Annotated in this window: 13 protein-coding genes; 6 read left to right on the forward strand and 7 right to left on the reverse strand. The window is 53.9% G+C overall.

Annotated features, from left to right (window positions below; translation table 11 throughout):
* The first annotated feature begins 23 nt into the window (after positions 1–23).
* Complete coding sequence (locus IT893_RS17000; RefSeq protein ID WP_197146078.1) at positions 24–278, forward strand: hypothetical protein; 255 nt, start codon at positions 24–26, stop codon at positions 276–278.
* Between the two features lie 47 nt (positions 279–325).
* Here IT893_RS17000 and IT893_RS17005 read toward each other — a convergent pair whose 3' ends face one another.
* The 5 genes from IT893_RS17005 to IT893_RS17025 form a co-directional block, all read right to left on the reverse strand.
* Complete coding sequence (locus tag IT893_RS17005) at positions 326–682, reverse strand: hypothetical protein (protein ID WP_197146079.1); 357 nt, start codon at positions 680–682, stop codon at positions 326–328.
* Between the two features lie 92 nt (positions 683–774).
* Complete coding sequence (locus tag IT893_RS17010) at positions 775–1,536, reverse strand: molybdopterin-binding protein (RefSeq protein WP_197146080.1); 762 nt, start codon at positions 1,534–1,536, stop codon at positions 775–777.
* 62 nt (positions 1,537–1,598) lie between these two features.
* Complete coding sequence (mutT, locus tag IT893_RS17015) at positions 1,599–2,030, reverse strand: 8-oxo-dGTP diphosphatase MutT (RefSeq protein ID WP_063088498.1); 432 nt, start codon at positions 2,028–2,030, stop codon at positions 1,599–1,601.
* 84 nt (positions 2,031–2,114) lie between these two features.
* Entirely contained in the window at positions 2,115–4,001 is a 1,887-nt protein-coding gene (locus IT893_RS17020; RefSeq protein WP_197146081.1) for a tetratricopeptide repeat protein, read from the reverse strand.
* 39 nt (positions 4,002–4,040) lie between these two features.
* The gene (locus tag IT893_RS17025; protein ID WP_197146082.1) at positions 4,041–6,083 is read right to left on the reverse strand and encodes a tetratricopeptide repeat protein; all 2,043 of its coding nucleotides are present in this window, start codon (positions 6,081–6,083) and stop codon (positions 4,041–4,043) included.
* 266 nt (positions 6,084–6,349) lie between these two features.
* Here IT893_RS17025 and IT893_RS17030 point away from each other — a divergent pair, with 266 nt between their 5' ends.
* Positions 6,350–7,207, forward strand: a complete 858-nt coding sequence (locus tag IT893_RS17030; RefSeq protein ID WP_197146083.1) for an alpha/beta hydrolase — start codon at positions 6,350–6,352, stop codon at positions 7,205–7,207.
* A gap of 60 nt (positions 7,208–7,267) precedes the next feature.
* Here IT893_RS17030 and secA read toward each other — a convergent pair whose 3' ends face one another.
* The gene (gene secA / locus IT893_RS17035; protein WP_008888371.1) at positions 7,268–9,976 is read right to left on the reverse strand and encodes a preprotein translocase subunit SecA; all 2,709 of its coding nucleotides are present in this window, start codon (positions 9,974–9,976) and stop codon (positions 7,268–7,270) included.
* 335 nt (positions 9,977–10,311) lie between these two features.
* Here secA and IT893_RS17040 point away from each other — a divergent pair, with 335 nt between their 5' ends.
* From IT893_RS17040 to argJ, 4 genes are all read left to right on the forward strand, one after another.
* On the forward strand, positions 10,312–11,418 hold the full coding sequence (locus tag IT893_RS17040; protein ID WP_197146084.1) for a hypothetical protein: 1,107 nt from the start codon (positions 10,312–10,314) through the stop codon (positions 11,416–11,418).
* A 55-nt stretch (positions 11,419–11,473) separates the two neighbouring features.
* Positions 11,474–12,586, forward strand: a complete 1,113-nt coding sequence (locus IT893_RS17045) for a hypothetical protein (protein WP_197146085.1) — start codon at positions 11,474–11,476, stop codon at positions 12,584–12,586.
* A gap of 258 nt (positions 12,587–12,844) precedes the next feature.
* A complete protein-coding gene (locus tag IT893_RS17050; protein ID WP_197146086.1) occupies positions 12,845–13,711 on the forward strand; it encodes a peptidylprolyl isomerase in 867 nt (288 codons plus the stop codon).
* A gap of 188 nt (positions 13,712–13,899) precedes the next feature.
* Positions 13,900–15,129 (forward strand): bifunctional glutamate N-acetyltransferase/amino-acid acetyltransferase ArgJ, encoded by a 1,230-nt coding sequence (argJ, locus tag IT893_RS17055; protein WP_197146087.1) that lies wholly within the window; start codon positions 13,900–13,902, stop codon positions 15,127–15,129.
* 81 nt (positions 15,130–15,210) lie between these two features.
* Here the strand turns inward: argJ and IT893_RS17060 are convergent, their stop codons facing one another.
* Complete coding sequence (locus IT893_RS17060; protein WP_008888376.1) at positions 15,211–16,485, reverse strand: pentapeptide repeat-containing protein; 1,275 nt, start codon at positions 16,483–16,485, stop codon at positions 15,211–15,213.
* Positions 16,486–16,634 lie beyond the last annotated feature (149 nt).

A 16,634-nucleotide genomic window follows, 5' to 3' on the forward strand; every position in this document is an offset into this window, starting at 1 on the left:
TTTCAGAACGCAAGGAATACTGAATGTCTGGCGAACCAAGCCAACCAAACAATCCCGAACAGCCGACGCAAAAAAAGGGGCTGTCGAACGGGGTCTATTTCAAGATCATGGGTTATCTTCTGACCGCGGGTTGGGTCGGGATCATTCTGGCGGCGTCGGGTGGGGATTCAAGCCACCCGTTGTTTGACTACATTTTCATCGTGCCGCTGGCGGGCTGGATCATCGGGATGCTGGTTGCCCGCGTAATCGCCAAGAAGTCCGGTGCGGACCGGCCATAAGACAGGTTTTCATAATCCCAGAAAGGCGCCCTTGATCGGCGCCTTTTTTATTTTCTGTCATCTGAATTGCGGTTACGCGTCCGTTCATCGCGATAGCGGTCATCATCGGAAAAGCCGCCAAGCGTCATGATCCCGATGCCCAGACTGATGCTGCCAAAGGTCACAAACAGGCCGAAAAACAGCAGGAATATAAAGATCGGCGCGTCACGCGATGACGTCGCAAGGCTGTAAATCCCGCCAATATCGAAATACAGAACCAATGCCCCGAACACCAGCGCGCCAAACCCGCCGTAAGCTGTGTGTTCGATCATGAATTTCACAATCGACCGGGCTTCGCGCGCGGCCTGACTGTTGCGCGCGTCATTATGCGGGTCGCGATGCAAGTCTGGGTTCTGATCGGTCATGTTGTCTTCCCGTAAAAGGTCAGAACAATTCTAGACACAGCCCGAAGACATTACCTTGATCAAACGCAATTCAAGGCCACTGGCCAAGGCAATCAAACAGCACCGGTATCCTCGATCACATCCTTGCCGCCTTCGATGATGGCAAGGCGAATGCGATCAGATGCCTGATTGACGTCATCGGCACTCTCGCCGCGCACCACCAATGTAGTGCCAAGCTTGCCTTCACGCAGGAAGGGGTAGGACCCGATATCGGTTTCGGGGAAATCAGCCTGAATTTCGCCAAGCACCTTGGCGATCGTGCCTTCGGCGATATAGCCGCCGACAGAACGCGATACCATCGGCTTGCCGCCGATCAACTGATGTTTGATGCCCTGGAACATGGCCTGCATGATCATCGGCACCCCGGCCATGACGTAGACATTTTCCATGCGGAAACCCGGCGCCTTGGAAATCGGGTTCTGGATCAGCTCCGCCCCGACCGGAATGCGTGCCATACGCAGGCGCGCTTCGTTGAGGTCTTCGGGGTTTTCATAATGGCTCTTAAGCAAGTCATGCGCGTCTGCATTTAGTTCGATCGCCACCCCGAATGCCTTGGCGACGCATTCCGATGTGATGTCATCGTGGGTCGGGCCAATGCCACCGGTGGTGAAGACATAATCGAATTTAGCCCGGCATTCATTAACCGTATCGATGATGGTGGCTTCGATATCGGGAATGACGCGGGTCTCGGCCAGGCGGACACCAAGCGCATTCAGTTCCTCTGCCAGATAAGGCAGGTTCTTGTCATGGGTGCGGCCAGACAGGATTTCATTGCCGATAATAATCAGACAGGCACGGACCGGATCAGACATCATATCCCCACAACATCATTCAAACTTCAATGCGCGATCTCATACGCCACAAACGCGCAGATGGCTCACAGAAAATCGCGCAGCATCGCCACAAGCGGCACATCGGCCGGCGGCATCGGATAATCCCCCAGACGGACCGGGCGCACCCATTTCACCTGCTGACCTTCCATCGGGGTGATTTCACCCTTCCAGACGCGACAGAGATAAAGCGGCATCATCAGATGGAAATCATCATAGGTGAAAGATGCAAAGGTAAAGGGTGCCAGACAGCTTTCAGTGATATCAATGCCAAGCTCTTCCTTGAGCTCACGCACCAGCGCCATTTCGGGGGTTTCACCCGCCTCGACCTTGCCGCCCGGGAACTCCCACAGGCCAGCCATGGATTTGCCTTCCGGGCGCTGAGCGATCAGTACACGATGATCGATATCGACCAGCGCGACCGCACTGACGAACACGGTTTTTTCCGGGATTTTGCCCTGGCGCAGGTCAACCGACATGCAGCCTTTATCTGGTTGTTGTATTGTCATGGCACTGTTTTATCGCGCCATCAAACCTTCGCCAAGTGCAGAAAGCATAGATGATTACTTTGATCGGGTCAGATCAATGTCATCCGGTGCAAGGCCCTTCAGGTATCGGTTATATGCGGCTTCGAATGCAGCTTCGATGTCTCGTGTGTAGGTAACCGTGTCAAACAGCGGACAGGTCTTGATCTGTTCCTGTAATTTCTGCTTCAAGGCTGCGGTCTTTTCGGGATGAAGCGCCAGATCCAGTGCAATGGCTTCATAGTCCGCTTCATCCTTGGCAATCAGCTCAGACAGATTGGCTGCCGTCAAAATGCTGGCCGCCACACGAGCGGCAAATTGCTCTCCGGGCAAGGTCACAAGTGGCAAGCCTGCCCAAAGCGCATCACTCGCCGTCGTGTGCGCGTTGACATTAAAGGTATCAAGCAACAGGTCTGCATGCTTGTGCCGTGCGAGATGTTCCGGTTCCGGCATCTTGTCGGCAAAGACCAAACGATCGGGATCAATGCCGCGCTTTTGCGCTTCCTTGCGCAGGTTTTCGGCGGCGTAATCGTTGCCCTTGAACAACCAAAGAACCGAGCCCTCAACCTTACTCAGAAGCCGCATCCAGATATCAAATTCCCGCGGGGTTATCTTGTAGGTGTTGTTGAAACTACAGAATACAAAGCCGGTTTCTGGAAGGCCGAAATCCTTGCGCGTTGTGTTCGTCTCCGGGATGCGGCGTTGGTCATCATTGGGCTGATAGCAATTTGGCAGATAGATCGGCTTTTCAGACAAATACTTTTTGTGCGTTTCAGGCACTGTGACCTTATCAATAATCATATATTCGATGAAGTCAGCCCCGATGGAGCCCGGATTGCCAAGATAATTGATCTGAACCGGGGCGATGCGCCGGGCAAAGATACCAATCCGCCCCATCCGCGTGTGGCCCTTAAGGTCGATGGCAATATCGATATTCTTTTCACGCGCGAGCTGCACAATCGCCTCGTCCGAGGAACCCGAGACATCTGAGAAACTATCAAAATAGTTTATCGCCTCATCAAGGCTCCGGCTTTCCTTCACCACCCCATATGAGAAGCCATGAATTTCGAATTTGTCGTGATCATGATTTCGGAGAAGCCCCATCATCAGCGATAGTGTCGCATGGTCATGGAAGTCGGCTGAAAAATAGCCGATACGCAACTTCGCCGGGCGCGCTGATGGAACGCCGCCTTGCCACGTCGCCCCTTGCCCGAATTTGGCCGAGACAAATTTTTGACATCGGGCCAATTGCCTTTCCGGCGCGTCTTCAAGGGGTAGCAGCGAAAATGGTGTTACTTCTTCGCCCTCGATTCCCAGTGTCTTGGCGACACGCGAAAAGGCATCAAGCCAGGACCAATCGCACATCATCGCCAAACTATAGAACCGGTTTGCCACGGCACTTTTCAGATCCGGGTTCAGAGCATTGGCCTTGGCGTAGCTTTGGGCTGCTGCGGGTAATTGTCCCTTGCTAAAAAACACATTGGCCAAGTTGCTATAGGCGTCGGCGAATTGCGGGTCGAGCTGAAGCGCCTTGGCAAAATACTGCTGGGCAGTATCAAGCTGCCCAACTGTCATCAGGACAATGCCGGCTCCATTATAGGCCGGGGCATAGTTGGCGTCGCAACTTGCCGCGCGCTGATAGCATTGAAGTGCTTCGTTGAACTTGCCGATGCTTTGATAAAACACGCCAAGATTTTGATGAGACTTGGGGTTTTGCGGCGCAAGTTCGACAACCTTCTCGAAACATATTGCTGCCTGCCCATTATCCTTTTTGAGGAAATGGGCGTTTGCCAAAACATCCCAGAGCACAACTGCGTCGGGTTCGGTTTGCAGATGTTCTGTGCACATGGAAATGGCCAGATCCGACTGATTATTCGCCATCGCCTTTTTTGCAAGTGACACCACCTGTTCCACCGCAATGCTCAAAGCTTCTTCCTCATTCCCGGTGCAAAATTTGCCATCACGTTATTGGCTAACAAGCTCAATGTCCCCCGGCGCCTGTTGGCAGAGATAGCGCTCATAAGCTGCGTCATAGCCTCGTTCCAGATCACGGGTATATGACTTGGTATCAAACAGCGGACAGGCTTTGACGTTATCTTTGACCTTTGCCTTCATTGAAGCGGTCTTTTCCGGGTGCAAAGCCAGGTCAAGGGCAATTGCTTCATACTCTTCTTCGGATTTGGCAATCAGTTCGGGCAGATTTGCCGCCTTTAGAACACTTGCGGCGACCCGGGCGGCAAATTGTTTTCCGGGAAGAGTTACAAGCGGCAACCCGGTCCAAAGCGCGTCACTTGCCGTGGTATGAGCATTCACATTAAAGGTATCCAGGAACAGGTCGGCATGTTTGTGACGGGCGAGGTGTTGTTCCTCGGGCAGATAGCCTGCAAAGACAAGGCGGGCTGGGTCTACGCCGCGATTTCCGGCTTCCTTGCGAAGGTTGAGCATCGCGTCCTCGCTGCCTTCGAACAGCCACAGGACAGAACCATCTACCTTCTTAAGCAAGCGCATCCAGATATCGAACTCACGCGGCGAAATCTTGTAATTGGCATTGAACGAACAGAACACGAAGCCATTTTCCGGCAAGCCCAACTGCGTGCGTGCTTGGGTGTTTTCCGGGAACTCTCGACCGCCGTCATTGGGCTGATAGCAATGCGGCATGTAGATGATTTTTTCGCTATAGGCATTCTTGTATTCGTCGGGGATGATGGTGTGATCTGCGATCAGATAGTCGATGTAGTCGGCCCCCAAAGTCCCCGGATAACCAACATAGTTGATCTGGATCGGCGCCATCCGATAGGCAAATAGCTGCGGCCGCCCTGATTGGGTGTAGCCCTTTAGATCAATCGCAATATCGATCCCTTGGTCACGCGCATGCTGAACGATTTCCCGGTCCGAAAAACTACGGACATCCCAGTTTTTATCGACCAGTTTTTGCAGCTGAGCGCGACGCCAGCCATCTGTGACGCCGCCATAACTGTAGGTGTGGATTTCAAAGCGGCTTTTATCGTGGTCCCCGAAAAGCCCCATCATCAGGGAAAGCGTCGCATGATTGTGAAAGTCCGCCGAAAAATAACCGATTTTCAGTTTCTGCGGACGGGACCCCGGTCGCCGGAATTGCGGGAAACTATCGCGTACGGCCAGCTCCCCAGCTCTGTTCTCTGAACGCTTTTTCTGCGCGTATGGGTCGTCTTCAAAATGCAATAAGGAAAACGGCGAAACACAGTTCCCCGGATTGCCGATCGCCTTTACGTTTTGAAATTCGGGCGCAAGAAGAGACCAGTCACAAATTTGCGCACGTGCATACAAAAAGTCAGACAGTGCCGACATACTATTTGGATGAAGTTTAGCAACTTTTTCAAATGCTTGTTTAGCAGCAGCACGTTTTTTGTTTCGATATAGAATGACGGCAAGATTATGGTATGCATCCGCTAAATTTGGGTCGTTGGTAATCGCCTGCACGCAGAATCTTTCGGCTTCGTCAAAACGCTGCATTTCCATCAGAACGGTCGCGCAGCTGTTCAAGATGTTGGCGTTTTTGGCCTGAAGATAGCTGGCGTTTTGATAGGCTTGCAGTGCTAGGCCTAATTTCTTCTGGGATGAAAACAGGTTTCCAATATTAACCCAAGCGGTCGCAAAGTTTTTGTCGAGCTCAATTGCCTTACGCAGGCATTTTTCTGCTTCTACCGGCTTTTGATCCCGAGCGTAGGCAAACCCCAGCAGGTTCCACACCTGAGCATTTTCCGGAGCACTTTCGACAAGTTGCTTTGCCAGTTCAATCGCCCTTGCAAACGCGCCCTGCTCAATCAGCTGCGAGGCTTTCATGAAAGCCTGTTGCGCGGAAATACCATTTCCGGATGCGGAATCACGCAACTTCTCAAGAGCGGCTTTCGCGCGTGTGTTTTTCGGGTAGTCCTGAAGAAACTGTTCGTACAGCTTGATCGCTTCGTCAATCTGGCCCTGATTTTCGAGCTTTTTTGCGCGTTTGGACAGTTGATCGAATGAGGACACTTTGACGGGATCTCCGAATTTGAACTTTGCCCGGAAAGTCTAGGGAGCAGGCAATTAAGGACTCATAAATACATCCCAACAATACACATGCGACGTGCTGCTTTACAGGTCTGGATTGTCAAAATCCGAGGACATAACGGGTGTGGTCAGCGCAAACATCCATTTGATTGTTTTAAACGGAATTCAGTGCGCTAACGTATTGACTATATAAACGATAATTTTTGCATAGATCGGCACCCCGAATGTTTCCCAAAAAGTTTCTGAGCATGACGACCAATTCCATTGTCGCAATGGTGCTTCTGGCCGGATGTGACAAGCTTGGTGCTTATAATCACTGGCAGGCTGGCGATTTAGAACCTGATATCGCGGCACTTTCCTATGGCCCGGATGAGCGGCAGGTTCTGGATCTTTATTTGCCCGATCCCTCCCTTCAGCCGGCCCCACTTGTGATCTGGTTTTATGGTGGTTCCTGGGATTCTGGTGATCGCGGCAAGTACGCCTTTATTGCCAAACGTTTTACCGAATTTGGCTATGCGGTTGCCATTCATGATTACCGATTGGTGCCCGATGTTCGTTTTCCGGACTTTATCGAGGACGGGGCGTCTGCGATCGCCTTTATGAAAAACTATGCCGGGCAAAACCCAGGTCAGATCAAGGATGTCCCGATTATGTTGGCCGGTCATTCCGCCGGGGCCTATAACGCCGTTCAGCTGGTTGCAGACCAGCAATATCTGCAAGCTGTCGGGCTTGATGCCGATGACATTGCCGGCATCATCGGGCTTTCGGGCCCGTATGATTTTTACCCCTATGATGTTGCGGCCACCCGAAATGCGTTTGGCGAGACACCGGCCGATCAGAGCCAGCCGGTCGCGATGGATCTTACGCATATGCCGCCGCTTTTGTTGATTACGGGCACCCGTGATCACACAGTCTTTCCGCGCAATTCGCGCAAACTCGCCGAACTGGCCCCGAGCGCGGAACTTGTCGAAGTCCCCGAAACGGGCCATGCCGGAACCCTGATTGCGCTGGGGTTCTATCTGACAACCGATGATGCAGTGCTGAATCCGGTCAAACAGTTCCTGCAAAGCCACCTGCCAACCAAGGCCCTGGCAGCAAGCAACTGACAAAGAAAAAGCGCGCATCCCGAAGGAGCGCGCTTTTTCTTTAATTCATGGCCAAAGTGATCAGTTCAACTGACCGTGGCAATGCTTGTATTTCTTGCCAGATCCGCAAGGGCAGGCCTGGTTGCGGGCAACGCGGCCCCAAGTAGAGGGATCGTTGGGATCGAAATTGCCCGGCTGACGCGACTGAACGGTTGCGGTATCGACACCCTGCTCGGTTGCTTCGAGTTCGTCGCGGTTTTCGCGCATTTCCTGTTGCGGACGGCGCGGTGCTTCGAGGTCTTCGGGGCGCGGGGTCGATTGCAGTTCGACATGCGACAGCATCTGGGTCACGCGTTCGCGCAAGGATACCAGCATGGCTTCAAACATGTTGAAGGCTTCGCGCTTGAACTCATTGAGCGGGTCGCGCTGGCCATAGGCGCGCAGGCCAATGCCCTGACGCAGGTGATCAAGGGCAAGAAGATGCTCTTTCCATGACTGGTCAAGGAGCTGCAGCACGAGGCTTTTTTCAACCTGGCGCATGATGTCAGCACCATAGTTGGCAACCTTGGCCGCCATTTTCGCATCCGCTGCCTTTTCAATGCGTTCGCGCATGACTTCCTGATCGATGCCTTCTTCCTTGACCCAATCAGAAATCGGCAGATCAAGACCCAGAAGACGGGTAACTTCTTCGTGCAGGCTGGCGGCTTCCCACTGCTCGGGATAGACCTTGGCCGGGCAGTATTTGTCGACCATGTCTTCGATGACTTCGGCGCGCATGTCAGCAACGTCTTCGGCAACGTTCTTGGCCTGCATCAGATCGCGGCGCTGTTCATAGACGACCTTACGCTGGTCATTCATGACATCGTCAAATTTCAGAACGTTCTTACGAATGTCGAAGTTGCGTGCCTCGACCTTCTGCTGGGCTTTCTCAAGCGCCTTGTTGATCCACGGATGGTAAATTGCTTCACCTTCCTGCAGACCCAGTTTCTGCAGCATGCCGTCCATGCGCTCTGACCCGAAAATACGCATCAGGTCATCTTCAAGCGACAGATAGAATTTCGATCCACCCGGGTCACCCTGACGGCCGGAACGACCACGCAGCTGGTTATCCACACGCCGTGATTCATGGCGTTCGGTACCGATCACAAACAGGCCACCAGCGGCGAGAACCTTTTCCTGATCAGCCTTGACCTCGGCTTTGATCTTTTCAATCGCGGCCGCACGTTTGGCTTCGTCGGTGACATTAGCCAGCTCGTGTTCAACGCGCATTTCAACGTTGCCACCAAGTTTGATGTCGGTACCACGACCGGCCATATTGGTGGCAATCGTGATCGCACCCGGCGCACCGGCCTGGGCCACGATCAAGGCTTCGCGTTCATGCTGCTTGGCGTTGAGAACTTCGTGCGGGATTTTCTTCTTTTTCAGAAGATCGGACAGAATTTCCGATTTCTCGATCGAGACCGTCCCGACAAGGGCCGGCTGGCCGCGCTTGTGGCAATCTTCGAGCTGTTCGGAGATCGCAATCCACTTTTCATTGGCGGTGCGATAGATCTCGTCATCGGCATCTTTACGGGCAATCGGTCGATGGGTCGGTATTTCGACAACCTGAAGGTTGTAGATTTCCTCGAATTCTTCAGCCTCGGTCATTGCCGTACCGGTCATCCCGGCAAGGGTCGGATAGAGACGGAAATAGTTCTGGAAGGTTATCGATGCCAGAGTCTGGTTTTCGTTCTGGATCTTGACCTTTTCCTTGGCTTCGAGTGCCTGATGCAGGCCATCGGAATAACGGCGGCCTTCCATCATACGACCGGTAAATTCGTCAATGATGACGACCTTGTCGTCCTTGACGATATAGTCGGTGTCTTTCTGGAACAGCTTGTGCGCACGCAGCGCCTGATTGACGTGATGGACCAGATGAACGTTGGCAACGTCGTAAAGCGTGCCTTCGGTCAGGATGCCCATTTCCATCAGAAGCTGTTCGGCGTGTTCGGTGCCTTCTTCGGTCAGGGTAACCGCACGCGCCTTTTCGTCCTTTTCGAAGTCTTCTTCGATCAGTTTCGGGATCAGCGCATCAATCGAGCGGTAAAGTTCGGAGCTGTCTTCGGCAGGGCCCGAAATGATCAGCGGGGTACGGGCTTCGTCAATCAGGATCGAGTCGACTTCATCGACGATCGCAAAGTTGAACGGGCGCTGCACCATGTCTTCGAGACGGAACTTCATGTTATCGCGCAGATAATCAAAGCCGAGCTCGTTATTGGTCGCATAGGTGATGTCACAGGCATAAGCCGCACGGCGCTGATCATCGGTCATGCCATGCATGATCACGCCCACGGTCAGGCCAAGGAAGCCATAGACCTCGCCCATCCATTCCGCGTCACGACTTGCCAGATAATCGTTGACCGTCACCACATGAACGCCCTTGCCCTCAAGCGCGTTCAAATAAACCGGCAGGGTCGAAACCAGGGTTTTACCTTCACCGGTTTTCATCTCGGCGATTTTGCCAGATGTCAGAACCATGCCACCCAGAAGCTGCACATCATAATGACGTTCGCCACGGACGCGTTTGGATGCCTCGCGGATGGTGGCAAAGGTATCAGGAAGGATGTCGGTCAGAGTCTCGCCGTTCTTGAGACGTTCGCGCAGCCAATCGGTCCTGGCGCGCAGTTCGTCATCAGTAAGCTTTTCGACTTCGGGTTCCAGGGCATTGATTTGCTCGACCGTGGCCCGCAGGGCTTTGACTTCACGATCGTTAGCTGAACCGAAAATTTTCCGGGCAATAGCGCCGAGCATTAATACGTTCCTGAACAAATAAATTAAGACACAATGAGGCCCGACAGAAAGCGGAGCCCGATCACAGATAGAACCCTGCCTGCCATCTGTCAACGGAACGAGCCAATATCGCTAATGTTGGGCTGAAAATTACCGGTTTTCGCCGCGGTCCCCGGACACATCCGGACGGTTTCACGTTTTCGTTTTTGGCGGTTGATCCCTTCTTGCTTGAGAAATGCGAGAAATCGGCGTACCATTCGCCTAATAGTTTTAAACCCTAACAGAGCATGTAGCTCGTTTTGGCACGCAGGGTTGCCCCGAAAGCGCTGCCAAATCACGTCCTCAGGAGGAGGATTATGGTCGATTTCTCAGCGCTTAATCCATTTCGTCAGGGCCAATCCGCCCTTCAGGATGCGCGTCAGCCCATTTCAAAAAGTAATCCCGATGCCGGTAACAGTGCTGCACAGGCGCGAACTGATGCGCGCGATCAGGTTGATCCGGTTGCGTTGTCAGACGATGCGCTTGCCGCACATAATGACAGCCAAAAGCTTGCCCCGGCGGCTGGAAAATCGCTGTCGAACAAGTCCCTGACAACCGAAGAACTGTTTGAACGCGCACTTGATGCGTCGCTTGAGATGATTCGCGGCAGTGTGCAGGAAATGTTCGCGCTTTCGGGCATGTCCGAAGAAGATGCGATTGCTGCAACGGATGCCATGTTCAATGGTATTCGCGATGCTGCCAGCGGGCAGGACCAATTCGAGTTTTCCTTTGATCAGGCGATCGCCAGCCACAGCAAAACCGCCATTTCATATGCCGGGGCCAATGGTGCCGCGGTTGGCGTATCGGAATCCGCCATGATGGCGGTCCAGTCGCTTGATATCAGCATCAACAACGAAACCGGCGAGTTCTCGTTTAATTACGAGGCTGCCAAGATCGAAGTTGTAAAGACCCAAGCCATCGCAATTGGCAACAGTGCCGGTGCCGCCCTTGGCGCACTTGGCGCGGTTATGGATGGACTGGGTGGCGGGTCGCTTGTGGATATGCTGGGCAACCCGGCCAGTGCCGAGAATGGCGGACTTCTGTTTGATATCAATGACAACGGAGTCGCTGAATTTATTCGTGAACTGATGAACGCAACAGTCGGTTCTGATGATACGTCCGAAGAGGGCGACTCAGCCGGTGCTGCGCAGACCAATGGTCAGGCGCTTGCGGCTGAACGGATGGCGGCCCTGAATGCCCAGATCACTGAACAGTTCATGGAACAGGCAACCCTGATCGTACGCAGCATCAATCAGCCGGTTGACGGTACTGGCGAGGGTGCCGGTCCGCTTCAGCTGACCGTTGATATGATGATGCCGATGGGCCTCTTTGGTCAGGATGATGGCAAGGCCACCTTCACGTTCCCGAATGGTGAAACCGTGCCCGTCACTGACCCGACACAGGAACAGGATGTTCTGATTTAACTGCGACGGGATGTCGTGACCGGCATCCCGCAGCCCTTCAGGAAGGAGGTGCTGTATGTTTGATTCCTCAACACTATCCAATCCGACCGCCGCCCAGAATGCCGCGGCCCTTGCCGCGTCACGTGCCGCGGCAAATGGTGCCGTCAATTCGGATGCCGATGGAAATCAAGATGGCGAACTGTCCCAGCAACGCGCCATCATCGACCAGATTGATCTCAGCATCGAGGCCAACCAGCGCATCGAACAAGCAATGGGGTCGTTCCAGCATCCCGTTCTGGAATTCGAGACCAATGTGCTTGAAATCTATAAGGGGCTAAAACCCGCATTAGATGATGCACAGACGCGCCTGAACCGCGAGGCTTTCATCGTTCTTGCCATGATGGGCATTCCGCCAGCCAAGGCGCGCGCGATGGCCAATGCCATGACGGGTGGTGATCCGGGTGATCTGAAACTTGCCAATACCAGTGGCAACGGCGGCGCTGACTCCGTTCATGATCTGGCGGTCAGCATGTCGCACGGCAAGGCCAAGGTTAATCTTGGGCAGGTGTCGGTTAGTTCCCGCCAGGTACAGATCGATTTCTCATCGATTGAAACCCGGTTTGCCAAGACCGCCGGGAAAATCGATATTTCCGTCTCCGAGTTCAAGGCCCATATCGAAATGATCCGGGTTGAAATCGCCCAAGCGTTTCAGAAGGATCCACTGATCCTTGATCTGGATGGCAATGGCATCGACATCACCAGTCTTGAAGATGGCGCAAAGTTTGACATTGATGGTGATGGATCGCTTGATCAAACCGCCTGGGTCAGCGGCGGGGATGCGCTGTTGGCACTTGATCGCAATGGTGATGGTGAAATCAACGATGGCACCGAACTGTTTGGCGATCAAAACGGTGCCAAAGACGGCTTTGCCGAACTGGCCAAATATGACGACAACCAGGATGGCGTGATTGACGAAAGTGATGCGGTGTTCAGCTCGCTCGTTTTGCTACGTGCCGATGGAAGCCAGAGCAGCTTGGCAAGCGAGGGGATCAAATCGATCTCGCTGACCCTGATCACACCATTGGATGAACGGCTGATCGGCGGGGATCTGGTGGCCAAATCGGGTTTCACCCGCACAGACGGGTCACAAGGCATGGTCGGTGAAGTGCTGTTTGACGTTCGGGCCTGAACAGTCCCAACCGTGTCAAAATTTCACATAATTGTCGTCCGAGCATTGCCCGCCTTGCGGGTGATGCGCGCGTCAGCGCAAAGATACACATCACAACATGCTGACACGCAAATTTAGCTTCTTCACATTTTAGACAGAAAGCTTTGCCAAAAGGTGCGACATCCACGGCGAAGCCTTGTGCAGGCACAACTTATGTGTTTTACCCGTGGGCAGAGGCATTGGGCATAAGCCCATCTGAAATCAAAGTCTGGAGAAACTATGCTGCGCAAATCCCTTCTTGCTGCTTCCCTGGCAACCGTCATTTTCGCATCCCCTGCCATGGCACAGGACGCTGCACCGGCAGAAGACCCGGTGCTGGCGACGGTCAATGGTGAGGACATTCTTGAATCAGAAGTCCGCGCAACCCAGCAGGGCCTGCCGCAACAGTATCGCCAGCTCCCGTTTGACATGCTTAAGGCCGACCTTCTGACCCGCGAAATCAATCAGCGCCTGCTGATGGATGCCGGTAGCGAAGCCGGTCTGGCTGATGACGAGGAAGTCAAAGCACAGATCGCAGCCCTTGAGCGCCGCCTGATCGCGGAAACCTATCTGGATCGTGCGCTCAGTGATGCGATCACCGATGATGCGATCGAAGCAAAATACGAAGAATTCATTAAAACCAACGAGCCGGAGCCGCAGGTCCACGCCCGCCACATCCTGCTTGAAAGCGAAGAAGACGCAAAAGCCATCATCGCAGAACTTGACGATGGTGCCGACTTCGTCGAACTCGCCAAAGAAAAATCGACCGGCCCGTCCGGCCCGAACGGTGGTGATCTTGGCTTCTTTAACCGTGGCGACATGGTTGCACCGTTTGCCGAGGCAGCCTTTGCCATGGAACCGGGCACCTATTCGAGCGAGCCGGTTCAGACCCAGTTCGGCTGGCACGTGATCAAGGTTGAAGAGAAAAAAGAAGGCACCCAGCCGTCACTTGACGAAGTCCGTCAGCAGCTGGTGGCCGAAATCAGCCGCGATGCGTTTAACGCACTTGTCGAAGACCTGCGTTCTGATGCCGAAATCGTCAACTATGTCGAAATCGAAGCCGCGAAGGCAGCAGAAGATGCCGCCAAGGAAAAGCCGGCGGAATAATCCCGCAGACTTCGCGGTCAGTATCAATTGATCGCGTCTGGCCTTAGAGAATTCGAAAACGGGGTGCAGCCATTGGCTTCGCCCCGTTTTTTACACATCATTTGATCGCGTAAATTCATTCTGCCGCTTGCTTTTCGTCGCCATTGCGGCAGGATGGACCGACTTATCCAATAAAGGAAACTGCACTGATGGTTGCGACTGCCATTTCACCGCTTGCCCCCGCGGCATTCCCAGACCTTCCGGCGATTGCTGGCGTTAAACTGCATACCGCAACCCTTGGCATTCGCTATAAGGGGCGCCCGGATGTGCTGTTGGCCGAACTCGAGCCAGGCACGCAGGTTGCCGGTGTCTTCACCACGTCGACCACTGCATCAGCGGCGGTCCGCTGGGGACGTGAGGCACTTAAGGGTGGTACGGCACGTGCCTTTTTTGTCAATGCGGGCAACTCGGTCGCCTTTACCGGCAAGGCGGGCGAAAAGTTCGTTGCTGACAAGGTCGAAGCCGCGTCCAAGGCACTTGGCTGTGCAAAGACCGAAATCTTTACCGCATCGACCGGCGTGATTGGCGAGCCAACCACCGCCAACCGTATCACTGATGCACTGGGTGATCTTCTGGCCAATGAAGCGGGCTGGCTTGATGCCGCCAAGGCCATCATGACCACCGATACCTTCCCCAAGGGCGCGTCAGCCACCGCGACCATCAATGGCAAGACCGTGACCATTGCCGGTATCGCCAAGGGATCGGGCATGATCGAGCCAAACATGGCAACCATGTTAAGCTTTGTGTTTACCGATGCCGCCCTGCCGCACAATGTGCTGCAGGCCATTCTGGCCGATTGCAACAATCGCAGCTTCAACGCGATCACGGTTGATAGCGATACGTCGACCTCGGACACGCTCCTTGTCGCTGCCACCGGCAAGGCGGGCAATGATGCGATTAGTGACGTCAACGATCCGGAACTTGCCGCGTTCAAGGCGGCATTTGAAGACGTACTGCGTGATCTTGCCCATCAGATCGTTCGCGATGGCGAAGGTGCTTCGAAATTCATCACCGTCAAGGTCACCGGTGCCGTGAACGAAAAAGAAGCCAAGACTGCCGCCAAGGCCATTGCCAACTCCCCGCTTGTCAAAACCGCGATTGCCGGTGAAGACGCCAACTGGGGCCGTATCGTCATGGCGGTTGGCAAATGCGGTGTGACGGCCGATCCAAACAAGCTGAGCGTTGCAATCGGTGGCATTACGTTGGCCAAGAACGGTGAACGTGTTGCCGATTATGACGAAGGCCCGGTCGAAGCCCACATCAAGGGTCAGTATATCGACATTGATGCCGATCTTGGCTTTGGCGATGGTGCGGCCACGGTTTGGACCTGTGACCTGACGCATGGCTATATCTCGATCAATGCGGATTACCGCAGCTAAGCGATCATAGTCCTGCGCACTAAAAAACGCCGCCTTCACTGAGGGCGGCGTTTTGCGTTTTCGGGCCGTGATCGGCAGAGGTTATCTCTTGCCGGGAATATAGCCATTTAGGATCAGGCCGACATTGGCACCTTCAAGCTCGGTTTCGCTCAGATCCGTGGCGCCAAAGGCGACGCCGGCAACGTTTGCCTTGGTCAGATTGGCGCCCTTCATCTTGGCTTCGTCAAATACCGAGTTGCGCAAATCGGCCTGTTCGAAATTGACATCCGAAAGATCCGCATTCCAGACGACGCCGGTCTTCTCGCCCTTCTTGTCGCGCTGATCTACACCGCCAAAGTGAACGCCCTGAAACACACCCTCGCTACAGTCTGATCCCGCCATGCGCACACCATCCAGCACCGCACCATTCATGCGGATTTTATGCATGTCGGCTTCGCGCATCGAACACATGGCAAGAATGGTATCGACAAAAAGCGTGCCGCGCAGGATGCATTTGTCAAAGACGGCCCCCGACAGGTCCATGCCCGAAAAGTCCATGCCCGACAAATCGCGACCGGCAGCAATCATTGGCATGCCGGTTTTGCCGCCGGTTGCCAGCCAGGTGCTATGGCCGTTTACAAGTTCGCGAATATCATCAACCAGCGGGGCCGTCGGCGTACCGCCACCGATTGAGTAGGATGTATTGGCCTGTGACAAATCGACATCCTGCAAGTCGACATTGCGCAGGTTCGCACCGCTCAGATCCGCCCCGACAAGTTCCGTCCCGGCAAGCTTCGCCCCCTTGAGGTTGGCATTGCGAAGCTTTGCGCCGTTCATCTTGCACCCGGTCAGATCAGCACCTTCGAGGTTGACGGCAAACATGTTGGCGTCACTCATATCGGTATGCGCAAGGCGCGATCCGGACATGTTGGCACCGGCCATATTGGCCCCCCACATCATCGCACCTTCGAGGTCGGTATTTGACATGTCGGTTTCGCGTTTGACCGTGCGTTCACGAGCCCCTTCAAGGACCACCATGATGCCTGCGCGCAGATCAATGCCGTTCAGGTTGGCATTGCGCAAACTGGACCGTGCCATATTGGCCCCACGCAGATCGGCGCGTTCAAAGGTCGAATTTTCGAGGTCGGCCTCAACAAAGTTTGCGCCAAACAGGTCACAGAAATCGAAACAAACGTCGCGCGCCGATGCCTGAATGAAGTTTGCACCGGGTAATACCGCCTCTTTAAGGCTGATCTTGCTCATTTTGATGCGGGAAAGATTGCAGTTGCGCTTTTGCATGCGCACGCCGCCCGGCTTTTGATTGAGATAAAGTTGATGCTTCTTGATTGAATCAATCAATTCCGAACGCGATGACATTCAGTAGAAAACCCCCAGAAATTCTAAATTAGATTCTTATTATTCTGGATTATAGAATGACGCAGTTTCCCCGCAACGCAATTTGTTTAAGACATTGCGCGGCATTGGAACGGTTTAAGTCTTTAAAAAGTGGGAAAAACTATCCGAAC

Source organism: Thalassospira sp. A40-3 (assembly GCF_015871485.1).
GTDB classification, from domain to species: domain Bacteria; phylum Pseudomonadota; class Alphaproteobacteria; order Rhodospirillales; family Thalassospiraceae; genus Thalassospira; species Thalassospira tepidiphila.

Coding starts and splice junctions, on each gene's coding strand:
- IT893_RS17000 (WP_197146078.1), top strand. CDS start 24: ATGTCTGGCGAACCAAGCCAACCAAACAATCCCGAACAGCCGACGCAA.
- IT893_RS17005 (WP_197146079.1), bottom strand. CDS start 682: ATGACCGATCAGAACCCAGACTTGCATCGCGACCCGCATAATGACGCG.
- IT893_RS17010 (WP_197146080.1), bottom strand. CDS start 1,536: ATGATGTCTGATCCGGTCCGTGCCTGTCTGATTATTATCGGCAATGAA.
- mutT (WP_063088498.1), bottom strand. CDS start 2,030: ATGTCGGTTGACCTGCGCCAGGGCAAAATCCCGGAAAAAACCGTGTTC.
- IT893_RS17030 (WP_197146083.1), top strand. CDS start 6,350: ATGACGACCAATTCCATTGTCGCAATGGTGCTTCTGGCCGGATGTGAC.
- secA (WP_008888371.1), bottom strand. CDS start 9,976: ATGCTCGGCGCTATTGCCCGGAAAATTTTCGGTTCAGCTAACGATCGT.
- IT893_RS17040 (WP_197146084.1), top strand. CDS start 10,312: ATGGTCGATTTCTCAGCGCTTAATCCATTTCGTCAGGGCCAATCCGCC.
- IT893_RS17045 (WP_197146085.1), top strand. CDS start 11,474: ATGTTTGATTCCTCAACACTATCCAATCCGACCGCCGCCCAGAATGCC.
- IT893_RS17050 (WP_197146086.1), top strand. CDS start 12,845: ATGCTGCGCAAATCCCTTCTTGCTGCTTCCCTGGCAACCGTCATTTTC.
- argJ (WP_197146087.1), top strand. CDS start 13,900: ATGGTTGCGACTGCCATTTCACCGCTTGCCCCCGCGGCATTCCCAGAC.
- IT893_RS17060 (WP_008888376.1), bottom strand. CDS start 16,485: ATGTCATCGCGTTCGGAATTGATTGATTCAATCAAGAAGCATCAACTT.